The sequence below is a fragment of the Natrarchaeobaculum aegyptiacum genome (assembly GCF_002156705.1).
In the GTDB taxonomy this organism is placed as follows: Archaea; Halobacteriota; Halobacteria; order Halobacteriales; family Natrialbaceae; genus Natrarchaeobaculum; species Natrarchaeobaculum aegyptiacum.
Genome location: NZ_CP019893.1, coordinates 3,088,516 through 3,111,305, shown reverse-complemented (window position 1 = coordinate 3,111,305; position 22,790 = coordinate 3,088,516). Strand labels below are relative to the sequence as shown.

Sequence of the window (22,790 nt, the reverse complement as noted above, 5' to 3'; positions counted from 1 at the left end):
ACCATGGCCGTGCTGTTGGTTCGAGATACGAGACGCATCTCGAGGCCACTCGAGTTCGTGGTCGTGGCTCAAAGTGCCAGCGCGTCGACGACGATCACGACGAGGATGGCCCCGAGGAACGCGTTCGAGGCGTGGAACGACCGGAACGCTGCGCGCTCGGTTTGCTCGAAGTGAAGGACGATGGCCGTCCAGAGGAAGATACCCCCGAACACTGCGACGGTCGCGGCGTACAGCGCACCGAGATCGGTGAGCCACGCGAGGACGACAGTGCCGACCAGCGTCGCGGCGATGTAGTAGACGATGTGTTTGCGAGTCTCGGTCTCGCCGCGGACGACGGGCATCATCGGGAAGCCCCCGCGGGCGTAGTCGTCTTTGTACGCCAGCGCGAGGTTGTAGAAGTGCGCCGGCGTCCAGAGGAAGATCACGCCCGCGAGCGCGAGCGCTGGGAGGCCGATCTCGTTGGTGACGGCGGCCCAGCCGATCAGCGCGGGGAGCGCGCCTGCCGCACCGCCGATGACGGTGTTCTGGACCGTGTTCGGCTTGAGCAACAGCGTGTAGACGACGCTGTAAAAGAGGATCGCGGCCAGCCCGAGTGCTGCGGCGAGTGCGTTGATCGTCAGGAAGACGGCCAGCGAAGCGACGGTCAGCAGGCCGCCGAAGACGAGTGCGTTCCGGACCGGGATCAGGTCCACCGCGAGCGGTCGGTCTGCCGTTCGCGACATCTTCTGGTCGACGTCGCGCTCCAGGACGTGGTTGAACGTTCCCGAGGCGCCGATGGCGAGGACGCCCCCGCCGAGCGTGGCGACGATCGTCGGAACGTCGAGTGCCGGTCCGGCGGCGAGTGCCATCCCTGCGGCGGCGACGAGACAGAGCAGCCACATCAGCCGCGGCTTCATCATCTTGAAGTACGCGTAGGCGGTGAGCCGGGCGCGAGCGATCCCACCCTGCGGGAGAGCCCGTCCGGTAGCTGGTTCGGGTTCATCAATCGGTTCGGGATCGGCCGCCTCGAGGGCGTCGTCGTCGGTGCCGGTCGCGAGTTCCAGATCCCATGCGAGTGCGAGGACGATGGCACCGAAAACGGCGATGCCGAGGGAGAGGTGGAGCCCCGGCGTGATCGCAGACGGACCGAGGGTCGCGGTCGCAGCGCCGACTCCGACCTGAACGATGTAGAGTGCGGTCCCGACGAGGATCGTCCACCGGACGCGCCGCGAGACGTCCCCGAGGACTGATACGATAGCAGTCGCGGCGACGAGTGCACCGACGATGACAGCTGCGAGCCGGTGGGTCCACGCGATGACGAGCTGGGTCTGGTCGAGCGGATCGACGGGTGCGTGACAGGTCGGCCAGGTGGTACACGCCGAGGCGGCGTCGGTGAGCGAGGTGGTCGCGCCGGCGATCAACAGCAGGTAGACGCCGACGGCCGTCGCTGCCAGCAGTCCGGAAAAACGCCGGCGGGTGCCGATCGGCCTGGGGAACTCGGATGCCACGACTTCTCTTCTGAAACGTGCGACTCCGGCTATTTAGCAGTCCCGCTTTTTCTGGGCCAGGGGGAGCGATCCTTCCACGTCGGGCGGTCCACCGCCGGACGTGGTCGGCCGCTCACATCCCCATGTCGGCAGCCGATTCGGGGATCGGGAGATCGTGTGGAGAGACGCCGAGCACGTCTGCGGCGTGGTCGAGAGCCATGTCGAAGCCGTAGTAGCGTTCCAGTTCGTCGCCGTCGACCGTCGACCGGACTTTCACCATCGCGTATCCGTCACGGTTCTGGGCGAGGGTTGCCGTCCCGTGGCCGACGGAATCGGCGGTCGCCTCGAACGTGAGCACGCGTTCGGTCGCCGTCTCGGTGTACGTGGCCACGATGCCATCAGACTCGACGCGACGGTTATCACGCTCTTCGTCGGCACCTGCCGCCGTTTCCTGATCGGTCATACTCGCCACTAGATACCGCAACACCGGGAAGGTGTCGGTTCGCGAACCCGGGCAATCCTCGAACGGCGCACCGAAAACCGGAAGCTTCGAGCCCTTCTCGACGCCAGCACGCCCATGGGCAAGTGGCTCCAGAGTGGTCGCCGTCGGGACGTCTGTTACCTCCTCGCGGCCGCCGAGGACGGACAGCTTCGCGGCCAGCAACTCAAATCCAGACTCGAGGCACACTACGACGACCGAATCGAACCGAAGTCCTTCTACGGCTCGCTCTCGGCGCTGGTCGACGCGGGGTTCGTCGAGAAGCGGACCGACGGGATTCACGACGTGTACGCGTTGACCAGCGCCGGCGAGCGGCGTCTCCGGGAGCACGTCCAGTGGATCGAGACGTGTCTGTGTCTCGAGGGCGACGGTCGTCGTGACGACGCCGAGTGACGCGATGTACCGCGGTGTGACCGCCCCGAAAATGCGTGTACCGAGCCCGTGATGGGCAGTGAACATCCGTGCTCGTCGGATGTGTTCATCGTCGTCTCTCTCCGTCTTGGGTCTCCTCGGTCGCGGCCGTTTCACGGGGTAGCTCCCCGATTGGATCGATCCGAATCCCGGATGGCCCACTCTCGACACGGGCGTCGACCTGAAAGACCTCGGCCAGCAGCTCTGCGGTGACGACCTCCGACGGTGGACCGCTGTCGTACACCACGCCGTCATCGAGTGCGACGAGGTGATCGCAGACGCGAACGGCCTGTGAAATGTCGTGGAGCACCACGACGATGGTGATGCCGTTGTCGTCGCTGAGTGACCGGATCACCTCGAGGAGACGTACCTGGTGGCGCAGGTCGAGGTAGGTCGTCGGCTCGTCGAGCAAGAGTGTCCGGGGTTCCTGTGCGAGGACCATAGCGATCCAGGCGAGCTGGGTCTGTCCGCCCGAGAGCGATCCAACGTCCCGATCGCGGAGGTGATCGATCCTGACCGTGTCGATCGCCCAGTCGACGGCCTGCCAGTCCCGGTCGGTCATCGTATCGAACAGCCGTCGGTGTGGATACCGGCCGTGTCTGACGAGATCCTCGACGGACAGTGACTCGGGTGCGACGTTGTGCTGAGAGAGCACTCCCAGTTCACGGGCGAGTTCCGTGCGCGAATACGTACTGACGTCCATCCCATCGAGGACGACCTGCCCATCGGTCGGCTCGAGTTCGCGTGCCATTCCTCGCAGGAGCGTACTCTTGCCGCTGCCGTTGGGCCCGACGAGCGCGGTTACCGCTCCCCCGGGAACGTGGATCGTCTCGCCGTCGACGACCGGGTCGTCACTCGCGTCGTACTCGAGGACGATGTCGCGACACTCGATGTGCTCGTGCGGCGGGCCCTGGGACGACTGGTCCTGACCTGTCACCAGGCCACTGCGTGGGTTTTTGGATGTCCCGCGCTCGACGAAGGGGTCGAGACCGAGTTTTCCGATCATGGCTCGAGGTGTCCAATCACGAGTTCTCGACCGCGCTGAACCCGCTCGCGACGCTCACTGTCGGGTACCGATCTGGCCTCGAACCGTGCGAGGACGTCGTCGATAACCCACTGTATTCGATCCTCTGAAATGGCCGTCCCTTCGGGAACAGTCTCGCGTATCCACGACTCGACGCGTGGCTTCCAGTCGTCGTCGGGTCGTTCGCGCACGACCCAGTCGGTGTACTGGCTCGCGATCTCGTCCCAGTACCCTCGTTCGCGTAATACGTCGGTGACGAGCGCGTGTGCCGTCTCCGCGCCGTCGCCGGCACAGATGATGGCCTGGTGGGTCGCATCTGCCAGTCGACCGGCGACGTACAACCCGTCGACTGCGGTTCGGCCACGGTCGTCGCAGTCGACGGCGTGGTCGTCCTCGTCGTACAGCGCCGGATCGAGCGACTCGAGGTAGTCGCCGTCGATCACGGTCGCGGCGATCACGTATCGGGCCGTCGCGACCGTCCCGTCGATCGTCTCGACGCGGAACCAGTCGGCCGGTTTCTCGATCGCGGTGACCAGCTCAGCATGTACCGTCGCTCCCTCGTGGGTCGCCTGTTCGCGGCCGAGTTCGAGGAAGGTGGGTGGATCGATCCCACCCGGGAACCCGAGGTAGTTCTCGAGGTGTGCACACCGTGAGATCGCCGAGCGACCACAGGCGAAGACGCCTGTCTCGAGGCCGAATCGGGCGGTAAAGATCGCTGCCGAGAGGCCAGCGGCACCACCGCCGACGACGAGGACGTCGTATTCGGTCTGATCCTGATCGGTACTCTGTCGTTGGGTATCGGTTGTCATTATAGTTCTCCGAGGTTCTGTTTGCGTTTCATCAGGTAGAGAAAGTACGGTCCGCCGACGAGTCCGGTGAGTATCCCAACCGGGAGCTGCGAACCGCTGATCGCGAGTCGAGCGAGAACGTCGGCGACGACCAGCAAAGCGGGACCGACGAACAGACAGCCCACCAGCAGTGCCCTGTAGTCACTGCCGACGAGCGTCCGGACGACGTGGGGGACGACGAGGCCGACGAACCCGATGATTCCGGCGACAGCGATGCTGGCACTCGCTGCGACGATGGCGACCGCCGAGAGGCCGAACCGTGTGCGTTCGACCGACATCCCGAGTGATCGGGCCGTTCGCTCGCCGAGCATCAGAACGTTGAGCTGTCGAGCACCGGCGATCGAGAGAACGACGGCCAGTACCGTCCAGGGTGCAGCGAGTCGAACTTCACTCCATCCGGACCCGCTCAACGTGCCCGTCGTCCAGGCGAGTGCCTCCTGGACAGTTCCGAGGTCGTCGACGAAGAAATACAGTCCCGTCTGGAGCGACCCGAAAACCGTACTGACGATCACACCGGCCAGCACGAGCCGTACTGGGCTCGTCCCACCGTTCCAGGCGATCACGTACACGAGGAGAAACGCGAATGCACCCCCGACTGCGGCAAATATCGGGAGGTAGACGGACAGTCCACCAAAAATGGCGAGTGTGAGCAAGACCGCGAATCCTGCACCCGAGGAAACCCCGAGGATGTACGGACTCGCGAGTTCGTTTCGGGTGACCGCCTGGAAGATTGCCCCCGAAATGGCGAGGTTCATCCCGACGAAAATCGCCACGATGACTCGCGGAATGCGCTGTGTCCAGACGATCAGTGACTCCGTCGAGAGGTGGGTTACGTCACCGCCGAAGACGAGCGCGTACAGCGTCGTCGGACTCGTCACGACTGCTGGATCGAGAACGATCCGCCAGACTTCCGTGACCGAAACCGAGTAGTCGCCGAACGTGATCTGGACCGAACCTGCAGCGACCACGAGCGCGAGACTCGAGAGACAGACCGAGAGAAGCGTCCTGTCGAGCCACTCGAGCCGGCCGCTCGAGCGGTCACCACGGTCGGTGGTCCGGTCGGTTGCGTGCGTTGGTCGATACTCGTGGGTCTCGCTCATCGGCTCGAGTTAGCTGCCACGCTCACCACGGACGTTTTCGTGGTCGTACGCTGCGATCTGTTCGAGCAACGCGAGACTGTCGGTCGTCTGCCAGACGTCGGCGATTCCCGAGCCGGTCAGTCGGAGTTCGACGACGCCCGTGACCAGAACTGTCTCGCCACTCGGCTCGATCCCGCGGAAGACCCCCTCGTGGGTGCCGGTCATCGTGAACCGGCAGACGACGGTCGCCCCTTCCGAGACCAGCGATTCGACTGCGATCGAGAGGTCCGGGAACGCACCGTGAAAGGCGTCGAGAATCTGGCTCTCGAACTCGTCGACGTCGAGTCCCGGACCCGGAACGTTCGGTGTGTAGACGAGCGCATCCGACGTGAGCATTCGGCGGATGGTCCGTCGATCGTCCTTCTCGAACGCCGCGAGGACGAACTCCTCGGCCAGTTCTTTTTCGGTCTCGAGTCCACTCATTCGAGGCCCTCCCCGCGGACGATTTCGTCGACCCGCGTGCGGTCGAACAGCTGGTCGTCGGTCGGAATCTTTCCAAACTCGTGGTACGCGCCGAACTCATCGGGATACAGCTGTTTCGCGAGCATCTCCATCTGGAACGTATTGACGATCGGGCCCTGATCCGGACTCCCACCGACGTAGAACCGTCCCGAGTCGACACACGCCAGTTGGCTGGCGAGCGTGTCGTCCTCGAGTTCCTCGAACGTCTCGGTCACGCCATCGGGATCGAACAGGCCGTGGCGCCAGACGAAGACGTCGGGATCGATCTCGAGTAGTAACTCCAGTTCGGCCTGAACCCGACCACTGCCGTACTCGGCGACGGCATCGATGGCACCGAGGTCGCGGTAGTGTTTCTCACCGTAGGTACTCGCTGGCGCGTCGGCGAACGTGTCGAGGTGCCAGGTGCCGTCGTGGAGGCTTCCGACGGCGACGGTCGGGCGTTCTGACTCCGGTGGGAGCCGACTCGTGATCGTGTCGCGGACGTCCTCGTTGAGCTCGAGGATCGCCTCGGCACGCGCCGTCTTCTGGAACGTCTCGCCGTATCTCCTCGTCAATTCGGCGAGTGTCAGATACGGGTAGTCACCGTCGGGCCAGGTTGGCCACCCGTCTGGTCGTCCGCTCTGACTCTCGTTGTGAACGAACGGTCCGACCCGATCGACGAATCGATCGACCTCGTCTTCGTCGAACTGGGTGTAGTGGATCAGGTAGTTCGGATCGATCGCGGTGACGTCGGGTGCGAGGTCGTACAGCCGTTCGAGACGGATATCCCAGTCGTCGGTGTGAAGCTCTTCGATCTCGGCTGGATCGATCGAGACGGTCTCGAGTTCGTCGTAGAAGTGACTGTGGCCGAACACCGAGTAGGTGCTGTACATCGCGACGAGCGAGTCCAGTTCGTCGAGTGCCGCTGCAACGTCGACGACGAAGCCGAACCGTCCGACGAACGTCTCGGGAACACTCGAGAACTCGACATCGCCCATCGGCTCCATCGTGACCGTGTACGTTTCGTGAGCCCTCGTCCCGTCGTCTCCGGGACGGTCGCCAGACCGAGAGGCACAACCCGCGAGCGCGGCCGCAACTCCCGTTCCGCCGGCAGCGAGTACCGCTCGACGTGTCGGTCGTTCACCCATCGGTCGACACTGTCGTACCGCTTGATAAAAATAGTTTTCACTAGTGAAAGTCAGGTTGTACAGATCCGTTCGTCGAACGTTGGTCGTCTACTGGAACGGCGTCGACGGTCGTCGAAGAGTGAGTAAACTGCCGATTCGGATCGGATTCCCTCCTGATGTGTCGTTCCCGACAGTCGTTCGAACGATAACTCGAGTATCGTAGACGAATGCGGATTTTTTCGAGTATGTGCGTGATTTCGTTGCTCGATCTTGGCCCGGTGGAAAACAGATGCCAACCTTTATCCGTGTCGTGCTCGACAGTCGAATTGCAATGGCAAACGGTAAGGTTGATTTCTTCAACGACACTGGCGGCTACGGTTTCATCGACACTGACGACGCGGACGAGGACGTATTCTTCCACATGGAAGACGTCGGCGGCGAGGACCTGACGGAAGGCACCGAAATCGAATTCGACATCGAGCAGGCCCCCAAGGGTCCGCGCGCGACGAACGTCGTTCGACTCTAACTACGGTTTTCTACCGTCGCCTCACGGCGACGCGGAGTACCGCAGCATTTTATCGACGTCACACTCGAGAGACGTATTGCGACACGCATACACTCGAGAGGGGACGCAGTCGAAACCAGTGACAAAAATGTTCGCAAGCGGGTAGCCTACTCCTCGAGCAGTCGGTCGCCGATCGTGTTTCGGAGTACCTCGCTGGTGCCCTCGTAGATCTCGTTGAGTTTGGCGTCGCGGTAAAACCGTTCTGCGGGGAAGTCTTTGGTGTAGCCGTAGCCGCCGTGGATCTGGATACCCTCGTTTGCGACCTCGCGGCTCACTTCCGAGGCGTAGAGTTTGGCCTGCGAGGCGTCTTTGATGTAGTCTTCGCCGCGGATCTTCTTGTCGGCAGCCTTGTGCATCAGCATCCGGGCGGCCTGGATCTTCGTGTCCATGTCGGCGAGCTTGTGTTTGATCGACTGGAACTCGCCGATGGGCTGGCCAAACTGTTCGCGCTCGCGAGCGTAGTCGCGGGCTTCGTCGAAGGCAGCACGGGCGATGCCGACGCCGCGGGCAGCGATCGTGATTCGGCCGCCGTTCAGGGTCTTGAGTGCCTGGACGAAGCCGTCACCTTCCTCACCGAGCAAGCGGTCTTCGGGGAGCCGAAGGTCGTCGAACCGGAGTTCGGCGGTCGGACAGCCCTTGTCACCCAACTTTTCCTCCGTGTTCTCGACGATGAACCCGTCGTCTTCCTCGGGCCGGACGACAAACGAGGAGATGCCGCGATTACCCGCGTCCGGGTCGGTTTTCGCGAACAGGGTGACCGTCTGAGCGATCGAACCGTTGGAGATCCAGAGCTTACCGCCGTTGACGACGTACTCGTCGCCGTCTTTCTCGGCGGTCGTCTCCATCGCCGGAACGTCGCTGCCTGCACCGGCTTCCGAGAGCGCGAACGCGCCGATGTCCTCGCCCGCGGCCAGCGGCGTCAGGTACTCCTCTTTCTGCTCGGCGTCACCGAACTCGTAGAGCATGTTCCCTGCGAGCGAGGTGTGAGCGGCGACGACCGTCCCGAGGCCGCCGGAGCCCCGCGAGAGTTCCTCGAGTCCGATCGCGTAGGAGTGATAATCGAGTCCAGCACCGCCGTACTCCTCGGGGAAGGGCATCCCGAGGAGACCGAGGTCGGCCAGCTCCTCGAGGAGATCGGACGGCACTTCGTCGTCGTGGTCGATCTCGTCTGCGATCGGAACGACCTCTTCGTCGACGAATTCGGCGACCATGTCGCGGATCTGTTGCTGTTCGGCCGAGAGTGCGAAGTCCATGCCCCCACTTCGTCCGGCCACTCCTTGACTGTTGTTCCACGAGTCGCTGGTTCAACGGCGTCGGTGACCCGACCCGTTGTTTCGGTTCGATGACCCGTTCCACGGCGTTCCTGTCAACAGCTGGAATATCCCGCCGGGACCGGGGCGTTTTTCCGGGATGCGCTCAAAGGCTACCCAAGTAGATGACCCCCGGCCAGTCAGAATTGACACCATCCGCCGATCTGGAGTGGTGTTTTGATGCGGTTCACGGCGTCTCGCGGACTTTCTCGATCACGATCGATCGACTCGAGGAGCCAATGGCAACGCACATCTGTCTCGGATACCTCCTCTGTCGGGTCGCCGACACGATCGAAGACGCTGGACACATTCCTCCGGAGGTCCAGACCGAGCTGTTGACCGAATACGATCGAGTGCTCGATCCAGACGACGATCTCTCCGTATCGACGTTCATGGACGACGTCGAGCCGTGGATTCCCGAGGAGCGCTCCAGCGACTGGGAGGTCGTCGCAGAGACCCCCCGCGTCCTCCGGACTTTCGAGTCTCTGGAGGAAGAGCCACGGGAAATCATGCGCGATCCGGTCCGCGAACTCGTCGGCGGGATGGCGATGTTCACCGATCGTTACGCCGAGGAAGGTGGGCTTCGCCTCCAGACGCTCGAGGAACTCGAGGAGTACTGCTGGTACGCCGCCGGAACGGTCGGGACGCTCATCACGGGACTCGTTTCACGGGGTGCCTCGCCGGAACGCGCCGAAGAACTCCGTGCGAACGCCCGTTCGTTCGCGCTGCTCTTGCAACTGGTCAACATCGCGAAGGACGTCGAGAACGACTATCACGAGGAGAACAACGTCTACCTCCCGGCCGAGTGGCTCGAGGCCGAGGACGTTCCCGTCGAAGCGGTCACCCACGAGGAGAACCACGGCGCCGTGACGAACGTGATCCAGCGGCTCACCGGTCGTGCCGAGACCTACCTCGACGACGCCCAGCGCTATCTCGAGGTCGTTCCCGAGACCCACGGGAACCGGCTCTCTGCGTGGGCGATTCCGTATTTGCTGGCAGTCGGAACCATGCGCGAACTGCGCGAACGACCGGAGGACGTCGTCCGCGAAGGCGACGTCAAGGTCACGCGCGCGGAGGTGTACGCGGTGATCCAGACGTTCGAGGAGGGCGTCTCGCGGGCCCACCTCGAGGAGTTGCGCCGTGAGATGGCAGAGAAACCGCTACACCGCTGACCTGTTCGGTCCCGGATTATCCGTGGGTCCGCTCTGGTGGCGTTCGGGTTCCACGACGGATTCCGTTCTGACCGTGCCGGACCGGAGACAGTGTCAGGACTCGTACTCGTAGAATCCCCGTCCACTCTTCTTCCCGAGGTCGCCGGCTTCGACTTTCCGTTTCAGGAGGTACGCCGGTCTGTACCGGTCGCCGAGTTCCTCGTGGAGGGTCTCCGTCGCGTGCAAACAGACGTCGAGTCCGATGTGATCGGCGAGTCGGAGCGGTCCCATCGGAACGTTCGTCCCGAGTTCCATCCCACGGTCGACGTCTTCCTTGCTCGCGACGCCCTCGTCGTAGGCGCGGATCCCCTCGTTGATCCAGGGCATCAGGATTCGGTTGGCGACGAATCCGGGTCTGTCGTCGGCCTCCCACGTCTCCTTTTCGAGGTCCCCGGAGAACTCGTGGGCCAGTGCGACCGCGTCGTCGCTGGTCTTCTCGCCGACGACGACCTCGACGCCGTCCATGATCGGCACCGGGTTCATGAAGTGGATGCCGACGACTCGCCCGGGCCGCTCGAGGTTGCCAGCGATGGACGTGATCGACAGCGTGCTCGTGTTCGTCGCCAGCAGGGCCTCCCGGTCGCAGGTGGCCTCGAGGTCGGCGAAGACCTCGCGCTTTACATCGAGGTCTTCGACGACCGCCTCGACGACGAGGTCGCAGTCGGCGATCGCTTCGAGGTCGGTCGATCCCTCGATTCGATCGCGAATCGTCCCGGAATCGTCCGGGAGGGCGTCCCGGCTTTCGAGGCGTGTGAGGCTGTCGTCGATGGCGTCGAAGCCGCGCTCGACGAACTCGGGGTCGACGTCCCGGAGGACGACCTCGTAGCCGTGGGTCGCAGCGACCTGTGCGATTCCGCTGCCCATCGTTCCAGCCCCGACGACGCCGATTCGCTCGAGTCGATCGCGTACCATGGCTCGCGTTCGTCCCAGAACGTCGTAAGCGTGGGGGCACCGCAGACGGCCGCTTCCGGGCCGAATGGATAGCGGCCGGCTCACCAACCGGATGCTCACCACACTGTCAGATCTGTGAAATTTGCCCGCACGTCGACCGAGGACAAGTTTCAAGAGACGAGGGTGTGAGCTACTGGTAGTCGGTGACTCGCGTGAGCAACGAACGTATCGTCAGGGACGCAGTCGACCGCGACGCCCTCGAGGACGACGAGCGGGAGGCACTCGAGGCGGCTGGCGTCGACCCTGTGGCCGTCGAAAAAAAGGAGTACTCCTACCGGATGTTACTCGAGGCAGGCCTCGAAGAGGAACTTGCGGACGCGTTACGCCGCCGATTCTCGTTACCGTGGTCGTTCGAGACCGACGGCGATCTCGAGGGACGATCCGCGACGGTCCGCGGCCTCGGCGAGGCCGAGCGCGAGTGGATCGCCGCCAGCGGTGACGAGGAGTGGCAGGCTTTCGAGGCGACCGGTTCCCGGACCGACTCCGACGACCGAGGAGGCGGCGATGGGGGCACCGAGCGACCCTATCCGCGGCCGACGCCGGTGACGACGGTCGCTGGGGTCGGACCGGCCGACGCCGAGACGCTCGCCGAGGCCGGAATCCACTCTGCCGAGCGGCTGGCGACGGTCGACGCCGCACAGGTCGCCCGTCTGCTCGACCTCGATGTGCTCCACGTCCGCACCTGGCGATACAACGCTCGAGAGCTGGTCGACTGACCGTCGAGGACCCGCGCTCGAGGAGGGACACGCGTCGGTTCGAGCACCGGGAAGATTGTGTACAACTCGAGTAAGGAATTCAGTAAAGGCGGACCATCAGAGATTTATACCGGCCTGTAGCACCGTCTAGCAGATGATTCCGATCGACGATTCTCCGATCGTTCGCGACGGCAAGTCACTGATTCTGGCGATGGACCACGGACTCGAACACGGCCCGGTCGACTTCGAGGAGGTCCCGGAGAAGCTCGATCCGTCGACGGTGTTCGAGACGGCGACCCACGACGCCGTCACCGCGATGGCCGTCCAGAAGGGGATCGCCGAGGGGTACTACCCGAGCTTCGAGGACGACGTGAACCTCCTGCTCAAGGTAAACGGCACGTCGAACCTCTGGATGGGCGAGTACGACTCGGCGGTCAACTGTTCGGTCGACTACGCGGCGGAACTGGGTGCCGACGCCGTCGGCTTTACCCTCTACGGCGGCTCGAACCACGAAGTCGAGATGGCCGAAGAGTTCCGCGACGTCCAGGAGGACGCTCGCAAGCACGACCTCCCGGTCGTCATGTGGTCGTACCCCCGCGGACAGGGTCTCAAAAACGACACGAAGCCGGACGTCATCTCATACGCGACCCGTCTCGGCCTCGAGCTGGGTGCCGACATCGCGAAGGTCAAGTACCCCGGCAGCCCCGAAGCGATGGAACACGCCTGCAAGGCTGCCGGCGACATGAAAGTCGTCATGAGCGGTGGCTCCAAGACGTCTGACTACGAGTTCCTCTCGACGGTCGAGGCAGCAATCGGTGCGGGTGCGAAAGGGCTCGCTGTCGGTCGCAACGTCTGGCAGCGCGAGAACCCGACGCGGATCCTCGACGCTCTCGAGCTCGTCGTCTACGAAGAGGAGACGGCAGACGCCGCCCTCGAGGCGACCGAGTAGGAATGACGGACTCCGATATCGACGCCGCTGTCGAACAGGTCGCCTCGACGATCGCGCGCTCGGCGACGGAGATTCGACAGGGGCTGGTGGGCCGTCGTGGGAAAGCCGACGTGGAGAACCCAAGCGGCGAGGTTCAGGCAGAGGCTGACGTCTGGGCAGACGAGTTACTCGCCGACCGGCTCACCGCCATCGACGGCGTCGCCCAGTACGCGAGCGAGGAGCGGTCGGAAATTATCGACGGCGGGGACGAGCAGGTGTACGTCGCCGTCGATCCACTCGACGGCTCGTCGAACCTGAAATCCAACAACACGATGGGGACGGTGTTCGGCATCTACGACGAACCGCTCCCCGCACCGGGGACCGCGCTGGTTGCCTCCGGCTGGATCCTCTACGGGCCGATCACGACGATGGCCTACGCCCGCGACGGCTCGGTCACGAAGTACGAACTGACCGGCGGCGAGCGAACTGTCGTCGAGGAGGACGTCACGCTCCCGGACGATCCGCTCGTCTACGGCTTCGGCGGTCGCGTCCCACACTGGCACGACGACTTCCACGAGTTCGTCCGCGAAGTCGAATCGAATCCGGACCACAAACTCCGCTACGGTGGGGCGATGATCGGCGACGTCAACCAGGTGCTGACCTACGGCGGCGTCTTCGCGTACCCCGCACTCGAGGATAGCCCCCGTGGCAAACTCCGCCTGCAGTTCGAGTGTAACCCCATCGCGTACCTCGTCGAAGCCGCCGGCGGGCGCTCCTCCGATGGAGCGCAATCGATCCTCGAGGTCGAGCCGACCGACCTTCACCAGCGAGCACCCCTTCACGTCGGCAACACGGAACTGATCGACCGCCTCGAGACCGTCCTCGCAGGCGAGTGAGGGCAGCCGACCGCGGCAACCGTTTTCTCCGTTCGCTGTGATAGCTGTTCTCGAGACCGCGACCACGGAAGCCGTCAGTCGCGAGTCCCCAGCCACGGTGTGGTAACGGAGACGTAGATGGTGACTCCGCCGAGGAGCAGCCCGTAGAACCCCCACCGTGGCCAGTTCGTCTCGAGAAACAGGAGTGTGAGAAAAACTACCCAGAGGCCGAGGATGAGCGCGTCAGCGAGGACCCGGCTGCCGGCTCTGACGAGGCCACCGGCCGAAGCCGTCACGTTCGACGACCCTCGGTCGGTCGCCGCGTGGTCGCGACGCGGCGTGGGCTCTCGGTCCCGCCAGGGGGCTCCGGCACCGTCGGTCGATCGACGTGGGTCGTCCCCCGCCGGCCGGCCCTCCGCCGGCGCTTGCTGTGGATCGTCTGCGTGGTCGTCTCGACGTCCGGTCATCGGTACTCGTTCCCCGGCAACTGCGGATGATCAGAAGTGGTAACCATGGTCGTCGTACAGTGTGTACGCGGCGACCCCCCAGACGTAACTCTGGCCGGGCCACCACGTGCGCGCGTTGTTGAATCCCGCCACGAGAACGTCCTCCGGGTCGCCCTCGGGATCGGGGTAGTAGCTCACGGAGCCGCTGTCGCCGTCGGTCAGGTCCATCTCGCCACCCCAGCGGATCTGGCCCCGTCGACAGAACCGATCGGTGAAGCAGGTGACGGCGTCGATTCCCTGTATCTGTCCGGTCGTATGGCCGGTCATTGCACCGACCTTCTCGAGGCGTTCGTCGCGGGCGATGAGATCTGCGACGCCGAACTTCGTGAGTTGACCGCGAACCCGATGCTGGTCCGTCCCATGGATCGCACCCGAGGGTGCGATCCCGTCTGTCGGCTCGATCAGGGCGACGTCCTCGGCCTCGTAGGCGCGGTCGACCACGCCGAGTTCGAGCGGTTCTGCGTTCTCGAGTGGCAATCGAAGCGATTCGCCGATCGGGTCGTCGACCTCCTCGAACGCGTGCTCCGCGGTCGCGAAGTACCCACGTTGACGTTCGGGATCGTACAGTGCGGGTCCGAGCGTGGCCAGACTCGAGGAGGTCTCGCAGGCGACGCCGCTGGGGGTGACCTCCAGGGGTCGTTCGACGGTGAGTGGGTCGTCGACGGGTGTGGCCAGTCGCGGCTCGAGATCGTCGGGCCCGTCCTCGAGGCCCTCGACGTCGACGATCGTCTCGCGATCGAACGAGACGCCGTCGCCTATCTCCCGGATCATCTCCGGAATCGAACTGTCCTCCGTCGAGACGCCAACGGAGACGGCGGCGCTCTCGTCCTCGTAGGGTCCGGGGACCACTGCGCTCCCGAGGTAGCCGGTGAACCCGACGCGCGAGAGCAGGTCGTTCACCTCGAGGGCGGTGCTGACGGCCTCGTACCAGCCGGCGGGCACCTCGCGAGTCCGTTCCTCGAGCGAGAACGGGTCCGACGGATCTTCACGCACGAGCGCGGTGACGACCTCGACCGGGTCGTCGTCGTCGGTCGCGAGGAAGTCGTCGACGCCGAGGACCCCGGCGACGCCGAGGGCGTAGCCCCCGCTGGCCAGCGTTCGAAGGACGGCTCGTCGATCGAACGTCGAAGTGGCGTCTGTCGGCGTGCTCGCTCGTCGTGAAGACTGCTCCGTCGTGGTCGTCGGTTCGCCTGACATACCGTCGCCTCGATTCCGTTATCTGGTCGCCCTCGGTCGGGCAAAGCTAATGTTCACGTACACGGGGTGGTCGCTACCTATCGGTAGGTAGTGCAAAATGGCGAATAGCGCCGTTGCTTGCACGTGCCCGTAGCGTCTGGCTCCCGTACCGTGATCGGTCGGCCTTCGAGCGGGGGTAGGTAGAGGCTAGCCGCGAGTCTCGCGGCAGTCGAATCGGCGGCCGGTCGGCATCGGCCGTGCCGTGAGACCTGCCGTCAGACGGGCAGGAGACCGCTCCCGCTAGCCCGGTACCGGTCGCGTCAAGCGGAATACCTGTCCTTAACGGTCGTGTCGTTCTCACGCGGTAGGAACGGGGCCGAACGTATTCGTGTCTCCGGTACCACCCTCGAGTCGAGACGCGTATGGCACAGGCGACGCTCACGGTCACGCTGCCAGAGCGGGTGTGGATCCAGCACGTATCGACGGCCCACCCGCAGACGACATTCCGAGTTCTCGCTGCCGTCCCGGGCGAGGACACCGGCTTCGCACTCGTCCGGATCGACGGCGACGACGTCGACAGCGTGATCGAGGAGATGGCAGCTCACTCACAGCTCACAGAACTGACGGTCGCCGAACACCACGACGGAGAGGCGACGGTTCACTTCGAAACGACCGCACCGCTGTTGCTGTTCTCGTCGAGGGCTTCCGGTATCCCGATCGAACTCCCCGTCGAGATCGCCGACGGCGAAGCCACCCTCGAGGTCACCGGCTCGCGTGAACGCCTCGCCGAACTCGCCCAGCAGTTCGAACAGTTCGGCCTCCAGTATCGGATCGAACGCGTTCGCGAACGGCTCCACGCCAGTCAACTCCTCTCTGACCGACAGCTCGAGGTGGTCGAAGCCGCGGTCGAGGCGGGCTACTACGACACCCCACGGCGGTGTTCGCTGACGGAACTGGCCGACGAACTCGACGTCGCGAAGTCGACCTGCAGCGAGACGCTCCACCGTGCAGAGGAAGCGATCGTCAAGCGATTCGTCTCTGATCTCCCCGGTCTCGAGGACGGGCAGGCCGACGAAACGGTCGACCACCCGGCTTCGGACTAGCAGGACTACTGATCGACGTCCGGCTACTCTCGAGCGTCCAGTCTCGTTTCGACGTAGGTGTCGAGTTCGGCAGCGACGTCCTCGAGCCAGTCACGTTCGGTAGTCGAGTAGTGAACGATCGCACCCGAGAGCGTCGTGACGAGCGTCCGGGCGACCTGCTCGGGGTCACACTCGCGAAAGTCGCCGGATTCGATGCCGGCCTCGATGACGTCGGTGAGATAGGCGACGAACACGTCGTCGCTCCGCGTGAAGTGTTCTCGATAGGCCTCGTCGTGGACGGCCAGCGACCGGAGTTCGACGATCATCGCGACGAACGCCAGCCGATCCGACGAATCACCCCTGACTCCCCACTCGAGGAAGTCCTCGAGGCGGCCACGCGGGTCGGTGATCGACTCGCTGGTGACCTCCCGTTCGAAGCGCTCGAGGAGGTAGGCGAGACACTCGAGCACGAGTTCGTCTTTACTGTCGTAGTGGCGGTAGACGAGCGACGGGCTCTTTTCGAACTCCTCGCCGATGGCGCTGATCGTGAGCTCGTCGTAGCCGCGATCTCTGAGAGCCCGGTAGGTGGCCGCGAGGATCTGTTCGCTGGTGTCCTGGGGGTCTGCGAACGGGTCGTCGCTCATCTGTCCCCACCGCCTGTTCGCAGACACCGTGGATCTCTGCCGCCGTGCTCCGGGGCAGCGTTCGGATCGTCAGGAGTCTCCAGAGGTGTCTGTCCGACCCGGCCAGATGGCGGGTTTTCGAGAGATGAGCCACGCATGTCCCCTGACAGCAGCGCAGCCCGCATAAGTGATGTGATTGAGTGTTCAATCACAAAAGATATAATCGACCCAACACAGTTGAAGACGATGACAGAGTTCGACCCTGATAGGTTCGGCCGGTCGCCGACGCCGGGCCGACTGGTCCCCACGTGGTCGACGAACGTCCGTTCGCTGTCGCTGCTCTCGGCTTCCCATGGGACTTCGTTGACGGGAGGGGAGCACCCGTGAACGGTGGATATCGCCTCCGTGGTCTCGCCGGCATAGTTTTGCTGACCGTTTTTCTGATCGTCGCGCTTGGAACCGCTCCCGTCGCCGCAGACGACGACGTCAACGTTTCCCAGGAACTCCAGGCCTCCGGTTCCGACGGAGAGTTGACCCGTGGCGAACCCGAAATCGACGCCTCGATTCCCGACAATCGGATCGCCGCCGGCACCGAGGAGTCCGTCGGAATACAGGTCCAAAACGAGGGTAACCTCCGACTCGGTACCCAGAGCGAGCGAGTCACCGGTGCACGCGGTGTCACCGTCGAAATCGTCAACGAGGGGCCGTTCGAGGTTCGCTCCGGCACCTCCTCGATCGGTTCGCTCGGCGAAGGCCAGATGCAGGAAGTCAGCCAGCGGATCGCCGTCCCCGAAGACGTCGATCCTGGCGAGTACGACGTCACCATCGAGGTCTCCTACTCCTACGACTACCAGGTATCGGATAACTCCGGTGTCGTCTATCAGCGCACGGGAAGCGATACGATCGACCTCACGATCGTCGTTCCAGACGACCCACAGTTCGAGATCAGCGACGTCGCCACCGACGTCGAACCCGGTGGCGACGGGACGGCAACCCTCGAGATCGAGAACGTCGGCGCCGATACTGCCACACAGACTCGCGTGACGATCACCGGTGGCGGCGGCGTCACCGTCGACGGCGAGGCAGCCGAGGAAGTCCTCGGCGACCTCGAACCCGGCGAAACCGCGACCGTGTCGGTCGACGTCGAAATCGCCGCAACGGCCAGCGCGGGCGCCAAGCCGCTCGACCTCGAGTTCGCTTACGCCGACGGGTCGGGTATCCAGCGGGAGGAAGCAGTCACCGAGACGGCGAGTCTCGCCCCCGCACCGGAACAGTCGTTCTCGATCTCGAACGTCGAGGACACGCTCGCGGTCGGCTACAACGGCGTGGTCACCGGCGAGGTGAAAAACGACGGAACCCGGGCCGTCGACGACGCGGTCCTGGTCGTCGAACCGATGACCGACTCGCTGTTCGTCGAGGACACCCGCTATGCGCTCCCACCGATCGAACCCGGTGAGTCCACCGAGTTCCGTTACCCGGTCGACGTTAGCGGGCAGGCCGACGAGGGACCGCGGCAGGTTCGGTTCACGATCGAGTACAGTGCCGGCGATCGCTCGACCGTCGAGGACGGCCCGTTCTCCGAGCGCGTGGTCATCGATCCCAGAACGGACGAGTTCTCCCTCGCGGACGACGGCATCACCGTCGAACAGGGCGGCCACTCCGAGTTCGTCATCGAGATCACGAACAGGCGCGACGAGACCCTGTCGAACATCGACGCGAACCTCTACGCGGACAGTCCGCTCAACTCCCAGAACGACGAGGCGTTCGTCGCCGAACTCGCCCCCGGAGAGTCTGCTAAACTCCAGTTCGACGTGTTCGCCGCACCCGACGCGCCGGCAGAGACCCACCCGGTCGAACTCGATTTCGAGTACGACACCGAACGCGGAGAGACTCAGCTCTCCGACGCCTATCAGCATCCCGTGGAGGTCACGCCGAGTAGCGACGATGGCGGAATCGGGGTTGTCGGAGTTATCATCAGGGCGATGGTCGTTCTCACTGCGATCGGGATCGCCGGGACGCTGTGGTGGCGACTCCGGTGAGCGAGACACGATCACGACACCATGACTGATTCCGACCGCCGTGGCCGCGACGAGGGTGGCGATGCTGCCGACACGGGCGACCCCGATAGACGAGAACCGCCTCGAGGGTCGCCGGTTGCCGGCCACCCGACCGAGGACGCCCACGCCGAGGACCCCTTCACCCGCCGGATCAATCCGGTGATCACCGGCCGGCCCTGGACCGTCGTCCTCGTATTCCTGGTACTGACTGGGCTCTTCCTCGGCGGAGCACTCGTCGGCGGAGGTGAACAGGAAGCCGGCGCTGATCAGTTTACTGACGACTCTCCCGAGCAGGAAGCCTGGGACGAGATCCAGGAGAACTTCGAACGCGGTGACCGAGCCAGCGGCGGGACGACTGCCCAGCTCGTCGTCGAGGACGATCGTAACGTCCTCTCCCGACAGAGTATGTTGCGGATGCTCGAGTTTCAGGATCGCGTCGAGACCACCGACCGACTTCGGGTCACGTCGACGACGAGTCCGGCGTCGCTGGTCGCTCAGGAGCTAAACGAGAACGCGACGACTGCCGAACGCCAGCACCGCGAGGTCGAACGCGCCTCACAGCGCCACCTAGAGGAGGCGATCGCCGACGCCGACGAGTCGGCGGGGCTACCAGTGAGCACCGACTTCAACCGGGAGGCCGCGTCGGCCAGTGTCGCACAGATCGCGATCACCTACGACACGCCGCCGTCTGCAGGGGACGATACCCACGCGTCCCTTCAGTACGAAACGGCGGCGATCGCGGACGAGATCGACGGGTTCGACACGTCCGACAACGTCGTGCTCTTCGGGGATGCGATCCTGAACCAAGAGCGGTTCCAGCTACTCGGAGATACAGCGATCGTGGTCTTTCCGGCCGCACTCCTGTTGATCCTCTTTTTCCTGTTGGTGGCCTACCGCGACCCGCTCGACCTCGGGCTGGGACTGGCAGCACTGATGATGACGCTGATCTGGACGTTCGGTTTCATGGGAATCGCGAACATCCCCTTCTCCGACGCGCTGATCACCGTCTTCCCACTGTTACTTGCGGTCGGAATCGACTTCGGCATCCACATCATCAATCGCTATCGCGAAGAACGTGCCGCGGGTGCCGACATTGGCGACGCGATGGGGATCACGACGAGACAGCTCACCACGGCGTTCCTGATCGTCACCCTGACGACGGTGTTCAGTTTCGCGGCAAACCTCGTCAGTTCGATGGAAGGGCTTCGTCACTTCGGTATCGTCGCCGCCTTCGGGATGATCTTCACCTTCCTCATCTTCGGCGTCTTCCTGCCAGCCGGCAAGGTTGGCCTCGACAGACTCCGCGAGGGGACGCGGGTCCCCAGCTTTGGAACGACCCCACTTGGTAGCGAGGAATCCGTGATGGGGCAAGTGCTCCCGGCCGGGGTGAAGATCGCACAGCTCGCCCCCGTGGTCTTCCTCGTCGCGATACTCGTGGGCAGCCTCGGCGCGGCAGCCTACGGCACTGGCGTCGACACCGAGTTCGATCAGGAGGCCTTCTTCCCCGATCAAGACCGGATCGACCAGTACCAGTACCTCCCCGGCCCGTTCGCTCCAAGCGAGTATACGTTCATCACCTACCTCGAGTACCTCGAGGAGGACTTCGACCAGGGGTTCCAGAGTACGGTGACGATATACGTCGAGGACAGAGACCTTCGTTCGGACCGGGGTCTCACCGCGATCGACCGCTCGCTCGAGAACCCGGACGACGCGTTCGTGAGTGAGAATCGGCGGGCGGACGCCGACACGATTCTGGACGTCATCGACGAGCAGGCCGAAGCGGATCCCGAGTTCGCCAGCACCATCGACCGCTACGATTCGAGCGGCGACGGCGTCCCGGACCGTGAGGTCGACTACGTCTACGACGAACTGTTCGACTCGCCGGCGAGCGATCAGGCTGCCGGCAAACTCGCCACCGACCGCAGTGCGACCCGAATCGACGTCACCGTCGACGTCGACGCCGAACAGGACGAGGCCGTCCTCGCCGCAGAGGAGTACGCTGACCGGATGGCTCTCGACGCAACCGCGACCGGCCAGCTCGTCATCTTCGAGGCCGTCATCGACGACACCCTCGAGTCGTCGGTCAACAGCTTGCTCGTCGCGTTCGTCCTGACGACGATCTTTCTGGTGCTTTCGTACTGGTGGCTCGAGGGACGGGCGGTCTACGGCGTGATCAACGTCGTTCCCGTCCTCGTGACCGTCGCCTTACTCGCGGGTTCGATGCGGTACTTCGACGTGCCGCTGACGCCGATCAACGCGCCGATCCTCTCGGTGTCGATCGGGCTGGGCGTCGACTACACCGTCCACTTCATCCACCGGTTCGTCGACGAGTTCGAGGCGGGCAATAGCGTCGACGAGGCGCTGCTCGTGACCGTCCGGGGAACCGGTGGCGCGCTGACCGGCAGCATGCTCACGACCGTCACCGGACTGGGCGTCCTCTATCTCGCCCTGATCCCGCTGATCATGGAGTTCGGCCTGCTGCTCGCCCTCGGCGTCTTCTACGCCTGGCTCACCTCGCTGCTCGTCGTCCCCTCGACGATCGTCGTCTGGGATCGTCTCGAGAACCGATACCGGAACAGGTTGCGGTATAGAGCACGAGACTAGCGAACTCGGCGATTTCGCCACTCGTAAATCAGAACGTTTTCGCCGTCACGCACTCGAGACGACGCCGTGACCCTCGACTGGACAGAGCGACCGGACAGTCTCCGGAGTTGGCTGGTCGCGATCCTCGGTGCCGTCGCAATGGTCTTTACGTTCGGAACGCCGCTGTCGTACGGCGTCTTCCGGGGGCCGTTCAGTGACGCGTTCGCCGTCTCGCCGGTCGCGCTCTCTGGCGTCTTCTCGATCATGCTGTTTACGTTCTTCATCGGGTCGGGACTGGTCGGCGTGTTCGGAACCCGGTACCCGACGCGACCGCTGTTGCTCGTCTGTACGGCAGCAACTGTACTTCTCGCACCGTCGCTGTACGTCGCCGACTCGCTCCTCTGGCTCACTCTCGTCTTCGCCGTCCTCGGACTGGCACTCGGGACGGTATTCGTCCTCGTGGCGTCGGTCGTCCCACGCTGGTTCGACTCACGCCGCGGCGCTGCGACCGGGCTGATCTTCGTGGGCAACGGGCTCGGGCTGTTCCTGTTGCCGCCGATCTGGCAACTTGCCATCGATCGGTTCGGCGTCCGCCTCGGCTTCCTGCTCGTCCTGTCGGTGACTGCCGGTGCGTTCGCACTCACTGGTCTGACGTGCCGTCGCCCCTCGTGGGCATCCCAGTCGACCGCGACCGCCGGTGACGTCCTCGAGTGGCTCTCCCGACTCGTCGGGACGCGTCAGTTTCAGTTGCTATTCGTCGGTATCGGGTTCTCGTTCGCCTGGTACCAGCTACTCGCGGCGTATGCAGTCGACCTGTTCGTCGCGCGCGGACTCTCCGAGGCGACTGCAGCCGCCACGTTCGGAGCCATCGGCGGCGTCAGTATCGCTTCACGAATCGGAAGCGGCTACGTCGCGGATTCGGTCGGCTCGAGGCGGGCGTTCCTCGCATCGCTGTACCTGGCTGCCGGTGGCATCGCGCTCCTGTTCGTCTCGAACCCGGGCGGGCTGGTGGCCGCGGTCGGCCTGATCGGACTGGGGCTGGGTGGCGCGGCGACGCTGTACATTCCCGTACTCATGGGAATCTACGATCCCGAGAAGGACACGGCGATCGTGGGAATGTTCAACGTCGCTGCTGGCGTCTGTGCACTCGCGATGCCGCCGCTGGGGACCGCGAGTATTACCTACACCGGCGGGTACACCGTCGCTGTTGGACTCACGTTCGTCGTGAGTGTGATCGCGGTCTGGGCTGTGACGCGGGCGACCCGCTGACGGC

The 22,790-nt window shown here is 64.2% G+C and carries 22 protein-coding genes; 10 read left to right on the top strand and 12 right to left on the bottom strand.

The annotated features are described in order from the left end of the window. Window positions 1–68: 68 nt before the first annotated feature. On the bottom strand, window positions 69–1,487 hold the full coding sequence (locus tag B1756_RS15020) for a heme o synthase (RefSeq protein WP_086889281.1): 1,419 nt from the start codon (window positions 1,485–1,487) through the stop codon (window positions 69–71). 112 nt (window positions 1,488–1,599) lie between these two features. Continuing rightward, window positions 1,600–1,929: a DUF7111 family protein gene (locus B1756_RS15015; RefSeq protein ID WP_086889280.1), complete on the bottom strand. Its 330-nt coding sequence runs from the start codon at window positions 1,927–1,929 to the stop codon at window positions 1,600–1,602. A 114-nt stretch (window positions 1,930–2,043) separates the two neighbouring features. On the opposite strand from B1756_RS15015, the gene B1756_RS15010 reads away from it, so the two are divergent. Next, window positions 2,044–2,358 (top strand): helix-turn-helix transcriptional regulator, encoded by a 315-nt coding sequence (locus B1756_RS15010; RefSeq protein WP_086889279.1) that lies wholly within the window; start codon window positions 2,044–2,046, stop codon window positions 2,356–2,358. 85 nt (window positions 2,359–2,443) lie between these two features. On the opposite strand, the gene B1756_RS15005 is transcribed toward B1756_RS15010, so the two are convergent. Genes B1756_RS15005 through B1756_RS14985 form a run of 5 tightly spaced genes read right to left on the bottom strand, consistent with a single transcriptional unit; the run spans window position 2,444 to window position 6,976 of the window. After that, window positions 2,444–3,382, bottom strand: coding sequence for an ABC transporter ATP-binding protein (locus B1756_RS15005; RefSeq protein ID WP_086889278.1), 939 nt, complete (start codon window positions 3,380–3,382; stop codon window positions 2,444–2,446). Next, on the bottom strand, window positions 3,379–4,209 hold the full coding sequence (locus B1756_RS15000; protein ID WP_228434392.1) for an FAD-binding protein: 831 nt from the start codon (window positions 4,207–4,209) through the stop codon (window positions 3,379–3,381). The genes B1756_RS15005 and B1756_RS15000 overlap by 4 nt, the downstream gene beginning before the upstream one ends. Next, entirely contained in the window at window positions 4,209–5,348 is a 1,140-nt protein-coding gene (locus B1756_RS14995; protein ID WP_086889276.1) for a FecCD family ABC transporter permease, read from the bottom strand. Before B1756_RS14995 ends, B1756_RS15000 begins: the two co-directional genes overlap by 1 nt. Window positions 5,349–5,357: 9 nt before the next feature. Beyond that, window positions 5,358–5,810, bottom strand: coding sequence for an ester cyclase (locus B1756_RS14990; RefSeq protein WP_086889275.1), 453 nt, complete (start codon window positions 5,808–5,810; stop codon window positions 5,358–5,360). Continuing rightward, the gene (locus B1756_RS14985; RefSeq protein WP_086889274.1) at window positions 5,807–6,976 is read right to left on the bottom strand and encodes an ABC transporter substrate-binding protein; all 1,170 of its coding nucleotides are present in this window, start codon (window positions 6,974–6,976) and stop codon (window positions 5,807–5,809) included. The genes B1756_RS14990 and B1756_RS14985 overlap by 4 nt, the downstream gene beginning before the upstream one ends. A gap of 310 nt (window positions 6,977–7,286) precedes the next feature. Between B1756_RS14985 and B1756_RS14980 the strand changes: the two genes are divergently transcribed. Then, on the top strand, window positions 7,287–7,481 hold the full coding sequence (locus B1756_RS14980; RefSeq protein ID WP_086889273.1) for a cold-shock protein: 195 nt from the start codon (window positions 7,287–7,289) through the stop codon (window positions 7,479–7,481). A gap of 146 nt (window positions 7,482–7,627) precedes the next feature. Here B1756_RS14980 and B1756_RS14975 read toward each other — a convergent pair whose 3' ends face one another. Beyond that, window positions 7,628–8,773, bottom strand: a complete 1,146-nt coding sequence (locus tag B1756_RS14975) for an acyl-CoA dehydrogenase (RefSeq protein ID WP_086889272.1) — start codon at window positions 8,771–8,773, stop codon at window positions 7,628–7,630. Window positions 8,774–8,955: 182 nt separating this feature from the next. On the opposite strand from B1756_RS14975, the gene B1756_RS14970 reads away from it, so the two are divergent. Beyond that, window positions 8,956–10,002 carry a phytoene/squalene synthase family protein gene (locus B1756_RS14970; protein ID WP_086889271.1) on the top strand — a complete coding sequence of 349 codons (1,047 nt, stop codon included), beginning with the start codon at window positions 8,956–8,958 and terminating at the stop codon, window positions 10,000–10,002. A 93-nt stretch (window positions 10,003–10,095) separates the two neighbouring features. On the opposite strand, the gene B1756_RS14965 is transcribed toward B1756_RS14970, so the two are convergent. Continuing rightward, window positions 10,096–10,953 carry a 3-hydroxyacyl-CoA dehydrogenase family protein gene (locus B1756_RS14965; protein ID WP_086889270.1) on the bottom strand — a complete coding sequence of 286 codons (858 nt, stop codon included), beginning with the start codon at window positions 10,951–10,953 and terminating at the stop codon, window positions 10,096–10,098. A 191-nt stretch (window positions 10,954–11,144) separates the two neighbouring features. On the opposite strand from B1756_RS14965, the gene B1756_RS14960 reads away from it, so the two are divergent. The 3 genes from B1756_RS14960 to B1756_RS14950 all read left to right on the top strand — a co-directional run bounded on the left by B1756_RS14960 (window position 11,145) and on the right by B1756_RS14950 (window position 13,511). After that, window positions 11,145–11,708, top strand: a complete 564-nt coding sequence (locus B1756_RS14960) for a helix-hairpin-helix domain-containing protein (RefSeq protein ID WP_394340685.1) — start codon at window positions 11,145–11,147, stop codon at window positions 11,706–11,708. A 133-nt stretch (window positions 11,709–11,841) separates the two neighbouring features. Continuing rightward, window positions 11,842–12,636, top strand: a complete 795-nt coding sequence (locus B1756_RS14955; protein WP_086889269.1) for a class I fructose-bisphosphate aldolase — start codon at window positions 11,842–11,844, stop codon at window positions 12,634–12,636. Window positions 12,637–12,638: 2 nt separating this feature from the next. Then, entirely contained in the window at window positions 12,639–13,511 is an 873-nt protein-coding gene (locus tag B1756_RS14950) for a class 1 fructose-bisphosphatase (RefSeq protein WP_086889268.1), read from the top strand. Window positions 13,512–13,585: 74 nt separating this feature from the next. On the opposite strand, the gene B1756_RS20235 is transcribed toward B1756_RS14950, so the two are convergent. Continuing rightward, on the bottom strand, window positions 13,586–13,957 hold the full coding sequence (locus B1756_RS20235) for a DUF8119 family protein (RefSeq protein WP_394340684.1): 372 nt from the start codon (window positions 13,955–13,957) through the stop codon (window positions 13,586–13,588). Between the two features lie 30 nt (window positions 13,958–13,987). Next, window positions 13,988–15,193 carry a hypothetical protein gene (locus B1756_RS14940; RefSeq protein WP_086889267.1) on the bottom strand — a complete coding sequence of 402 codons (1,206 nt, stop codon included), beginning with the start codon at window positions 15,191–15,193 and terminating at the stop codon, window positions 13,988–13,990. A gap of 401 nt (window positions 15,194–15,594) precedes the next feature. Here B1756_RS14940 and B1756_RS14935 point away from each other — a divergent pair, with 401 nt between their 5' ends. Next, complete coding sequence (locus B1756_RS14935) at window positions 15,595–16,275, top strand: helix-turn-helix domain-containing protein (protein WP_086889266.1); 681 nt, start codon at window positions 15,595–15,597, stop codon at window positions 16,273–16,275. Window positions 16,276–16,298: 23 nt separating this feature from the next. Here the strand turns inward: B1756_RS14935 and B1756_RS14930 are convergent, their stop codons facing one another. Beyond that, on the bottom strand, window positions 16,299–16,898 hold the full coding sequence (locus tag B1756_RS14930) for a TetR/AcrR family transcriptional regulator (protein WP_086889265.1): 600 nt from the start codon (window positions 16,896–16,898) through the stop codon (window positions 16,299–16,301). A gap of 404 nt (window positions 16,899–17,302) precedes the next feature. Here B1756_RS14930 and B1756_RS14925 point away from each other — a divergent pair, with 404 nt between their 5' ends. The 3 genes from B1756_RS14925 to B1756_RS14915 all read left to right on the top strand — a co-directional run bounded on the left by B1756_RS14925 (window position 17,303) and on the right by B1756_RS14915 (window position 22,786). After that, a complete protein-coding gene (locus tag B1756_RS14925) occupies window positions 17,303–18,916 on the top strand; it encodes a COG1361 S-layer family protein (protein WP_228434391.1) in 1,614 nt (537 codons plus the stop codon). Between the two features lie 21 nt (window positions 18,917–18,937). After that, on the top strand, window positions 18,938–21,538 hold the full coding sequence (locus B1756_RS14920; RefSeq protein ID WP_086889264.1) for an efflux RND transporter permease subunit: 2,601 nt from the start codon (window positions 18,938–18,940) through the stop codon (window positions 21,536–21,538). A gap of 66 nt (window positions 21,539–21,604) precedes the next feature. Beyond that, a complete protein-coding gene (locus B1756_RS14915) occupies window positions 21,605–22,786 on the top strand; it encodes an MFS transporter (RefSeq protein ID WP_086889263.1) in 1,182 nt (393 codons plus the stop codon). Window positions 22,787–22,790 lie beyond the last annotated feature (4 nt).

Excerpts from the sequence above, each read along its gene's own strand:
- B1756_RS14970 (WP_086889271.1), top strand. The coding sequence starts at position 8,956 with ATGACCCCCGGCCAGTCAGAATTGACACCATCCGCCGATCTGGAGTGG.
- B1756_RS14920 (WP_086889264.1), top strand. The coding sequence starts at position 18,938 with ATGACTGATTCCGACCGCCGTGGCCGCGACGAGGGTGGCGATGCTGCC.
- B1756_RS14955 (WP_086889269.1), top strand. The coding sequence starts at position 11,842 with ATGATTCCGATCGACGATTCTCCGATCGTTCGCGACGGCAAGTCACTG.
- B1756_RS14930 (WP_086889265.1), bottom strand. The coding sequence starts at position 16,898 with ATGAGCGACGACCCGTTCGCAGACCCCCAGGACACCAGCGAACAGATC.
- B1756_RS15000 (WP_228434392.1), bottom strand. The coding sequence starts at position 4,209 with ATGACAACCGATACCCAACGACAGAGTACCGATCAGGATCAGACCGAA.
- B1756_RS15005 (WP_086889278.1), bottom strand. The coding sequence starts at position 3,382 with ATGATCGGAAAACTCGGTCTCGACCCCTTCGTCGAGCGCGGGACATCC.
- B1756_RS14990 (WP_086889275.1), bottom strand. The coding sequence starts at position 5,810 with ATGAGTGGACTCGAGACCGAAAAAGAACTGGCCGAGGAGTTCGTCCTC.
- B1756_RS20235 (WP_394340684.1), bottom strand. The coding sequence starts at position 13,957 with ATGACCGGACGTCGAGACGACCACGCAGACGATCCACAGCAAGCGCCG.
- B1756_RS14950 (WP_086889268.1), top strand. The coding sequence starts at position 12,639 with ATGACGGACTCCGATATCGACGCCGCTGTCGAACAGGTCGCCTCGACG.
- B1756_RS14935 (WP_086889266.1), top strand. The coding sequence starts at position 15,595 with ATGGCACAGGCGACGCTCACGGTCACGCTGCCAGAGCGGGTGTGGATC.
- B1756_RS14995 (WP_086889276.1), bottom strand. The coding sequence starts at position 5,348 with ATGAGCGAGACCCACGAGTATCGACCAACGCACGCAACCGACCGGACC.
- B1756_RS14980 (WP_086889273.1), top strand. The coding sequence starts at position 7,287 with ATGGCAAACGGTAAGGTTGATTTCTTCAACGACACTGGCGGCTACGGT.
- B1756_RS14985 (WP_086889274.1), bottom strand. The coding sequence starts at position 6,976 with ATGGGTGAACGACCGACACGTCGAGCGGTACTCGCTGCCGGCGGAACG.
- B1756_RS15015 (WP_086889280.1), bottom strand. The coding sequence starts at position 1,929 with ATGACCGATCAGGAAACGGCGGCAGGTGCCGACGAAGAGCGTGATAAC.
- B1756_RS14965 (WP_086889270.1), bottom strand. The coding sequence starts at position 10,953 with ATGGTACGCGATCGACTCGAGCGAATCGGCGTCGTCGGGGCTGGAACG.
- B1756_RS15010 (WP_086889279.1), top strand. The coding sequence starts at position 2,044 with ATGGGCAAGTGGCTCCAGAGTGGTCGCCGTCGGGACGTCTGTTACCTC.
- B1756_RS14975 (WP_086889272.1), bottom strand. The coding sequence starts at position 8,773 with ATGGACTTCGCACTCTCGGCCGAACAGCAACAGATCCGCGACATGGTC.
- B1756_RS14940 (WP_086889267.1), bottom strand. The coding sequence starts at position 15,193 with ATGTCAGGCGAACCGACGACCACGACGGAGCAGTCTTCACGACGAGCG.